Raw genomic sequence first — 2717 nt, 5'->3', positions numbered from 1 at the left:
CGCGTACGAGTCCGGACCCGGCGCGCCGGGTCCGGACTCGTACGCGAGCTGCGCGCCGACCGCGAGCGCGGCCACGAGGATCACGGCGACGACCGCGGCGACGTCGTCGCGGCGACGGCGTCGGACGGCGCGGGCGTGGAGCTCCTGCCGGGCCGCGTAGCGGCGGAGCCGGGCCTGCGCCTCGCGGGCTGCGCGGTCGTTCCTGGGGGGCACGGCGTCCTCCGGTCGGTCCCGCCCGAGGCGGCGGTACGGGAACCATAGCCGGTCGCGCCTACCATCGAGATCATGACCGACACGCGACCGGGCCTCCGCTCGGGGGCCACGCCCCTGGCCGTCCGGATGCGCCCCCGCAGCCTCGACGAGGTCACCGGCCAGCGCCACCTCCTGATGCCCGGGTCGCCCCTCGTGAGCCTCGCCTCGGACGTGGCGGGGGAGCAGGGCTCGGTCTCGATCATCCTGTGGGGTCCTCCCGGCACCGGCAAGACGACGCTCGCGCAGGCGATCGCGCACGGGTCCAGCCGCCGCTTCGTGGAGCTCTCCGCGGTGACCGCCGGCGTCCGCGACGTACGGCAGGTGATGGAGAAGGCGCTGAGCGACCGCGACCTGTTCGGCGTCTCGACCGTGCTCTTCCTCGACGAGATCCACCGCTTCACGAAGGCCCAGCAGGACGCGCTGCTGCCCGGCGTCGAGAACGGCTGGGTGATCCTCATCGCGGCCACCACGGAGAACCCCTCCTTCTCCGTCATCTCGCCGCTGCTCTCCCGCAGCCTCCTGCTGACGCTGGAGCAGCTCGACGACGACGACCTCGGCGTGCTCGTGGATCGCGCCGTCGCCGACGACCGAGGCCTCGGCGGGCGGTTCGCGCTCGAGGACGACGCGCGGGCGATGATCATCCGGCTCGCGTCCGGTGACGCCCGGCGTGCGCTCACGGCGCTCGAGGCGGCGGCGGTCTCGGCGCAGGCGGATGCCTCGGGCAGGGCGCGCGCGGCGGCGGCGGCGGACGAGGACGAGCGCGACGAGGACGAGGACGACGACGACGACGAGGATCGCCCGGCGAGCCCCGCCGAGGATCCCGCGCCCATCCCCATCTCCACGGAGCAGGTCGCGCTCGCGGTCGACCGGGCGCTGCTCCGCTACGACCGCAACGGCGACGAGCACTACGACGTCATCAGCGCGTTCATCAAGTCGATCCGCGGATCCGACGTGGACGCCGCGCTGCACTACCTGGCCCGCATGATCGAGGCGGGGGAGGACCCGCGGTTCATCGCGCGGCGGATCATCGTCTCGGCCTCCGAGGACATCGGCCTCGCCGACCCGCAGGCGCTCGTCGTCGCGGTCGCGGCGGCCGACGCCGTGCAGCTCATCGGCATGCCCGAGGGGCGGATCCCGCTGGCGCAGGCGGTCGTGCACCTCGCCACCGCGCCCAAGTCGAACGCCTCCTACCTCGGCATCGACCAGGCGATCGCGGACGTGCGCGGCGGCGCCTTCGGTCGCGTGCCGCTGCACCTCCGCGACGCGCACTACCCGGGCGCGAAGCGGCTCGGCCACGGCAAGGGCTACCGCTACCCGCACGACGCCGACATCGGCGTGGTGCAGCAGCAGTACCTGCCGGACGAGCTCGTCGGGCGCACCTACTACTCGCCGACGCAGCACGGGCACGAGCGGGACCTCTCCGCCCGGCTCGAGAAGCTGCGCCGCATCGTCCGCGGCGGCTGAGGCCGGCGTCGGTCTCCGGCGCGGCGCAGCCCCGGGATCGCGCCGATCGCGTGCTACGCTTGCTGACGCCTAGATGGGGTGTCGCGTGCGGCTGCGTCGACATCCAGATCCAAGGGACACGTCCTGTAGCCGGACGACCCGTGGCGAATCCCTCTACTTCCGCAGGAACCGCATCAGCGGTGTTGATCGTCGCGCGCCCATGCGTGTGCGCGGACGCCCTGCATCATCCGTAGTCAGAGACTTTCTCCCTGGAAGGAAAACGTGTCCACCAAGTCACGCACCCGCAGCAAGACCCGCCTCTCCCGCGCGCTGGGCATCCCGCTCACGCCGAAGGCGGCCAAGTACCTCGAGAAGCGCCCCTACGCGCCGGGCGAGCACGGCCGGTCCAAGCGCAAGCAGGACAGCGACTACGCCGTCCGCCTGCGCGAGAAGCAGCGTCTGCGCGCCCAGTACGGCATCCGCGAGGCCCAGCTCAAGATCGCCTTCCAGGAGGCGCGTCGCACGCAGGGCCTGACCGGTGAGAACCTCGTCGAGATCCTCGAGCAGCGCCTCGACGCGCTCGTCGTCCGCTCCGGCCTCGCGCGCACCACGGCGCAGGCCCGCCAGCTCGTCGTGCACCGCCACATCATGGTCGACGGCAAGATCGTCGACCGCCCCTCCTTCCGCGTGAAGGCCGGCCAGATGATCCACGTCAAGCCGCGCTCCGAGGGCACCGAGCCCTTCCAGGTCGCCGCCGCCGGCGGTCACGCCGACGTGCTGCCGAAGCTCCCCTCGTACCTCGAGGTCGAGCTCGACAAGCTGCAGGCCCGCCTCGTGCGCCTGCCGAAGCGCGCCGAGGTCCCCGTGACCTGCGAGGTCCAGCTCGTCGTCGAGTACTACGCGGCCCGCTAGCCCGACCGCACCACCGTCCGCGAGGCGGGTCGTCCCTCAGGGGCGGCCCGCCTCGCGGCGTATCCGGCCGTCGTGCGCGCCGCCCGGCCGTCGTGCGCGCCGCCCGGCCG

Annotated in this window: 3 protein-coding genes; 2 read left to right on the top strand and 1 reads right to left on the bottom strand. The window is 73.2% G+C overall.

The window, feature by feature from the left end; translation table 11 throughout:
• Nucleotides 1-213: hypothetical protein (locus tag DZG00_RS14315; RefSeq protein WP_119455762.1), on the bottom strand; the 213-nt coding region annotated here is incomplete at its 3' end.
• A 72-nt stretch (nucleotides 214-285) separates the two neighbouring features.
• Here DZG00_RS14315 and DZG00_RS14310 point away from each other — a divergent pair.
• Complete coding sequence (locus DZG00_RS14310; protein WP_119383052.1) at nucleotides 286-1716, top strand: replication-associated recombination protein A; 1431 nt, start codon at nucleotides 286-288, stop codon at nucleotides 1714-1716.
• A 261-nt stretch (nucleotides 1717-1977) separates the two neighbouring features.
• Nucleotides 1978-2607, top strand: coding sequence for a 30S ribosomal protein S4 (rpsD, locus tag DZG00_RS14305; RefSeq protein ID WP_012038492.1), 630 nt, complete (start codon nucleotides 1978-1980; stop codon nucleotides 2605-2607).
• Nucleotides 2608-2717: the final 110 nt, after the last annotated feature.

This window comes from Clavibacter lycopersici (assembly GCF_003576405.1).
Lineage (GTDB): Bacteria > Actinomycetota > Actinomycetes > Actinomycetales > Microbacteriaceae > Clavibacter > Clavibacter lycopersici.
Note: the sequence above shows the minus strand (reverse complement) of the source record. Positions and strands in the feature narration are given on the sequence as shown.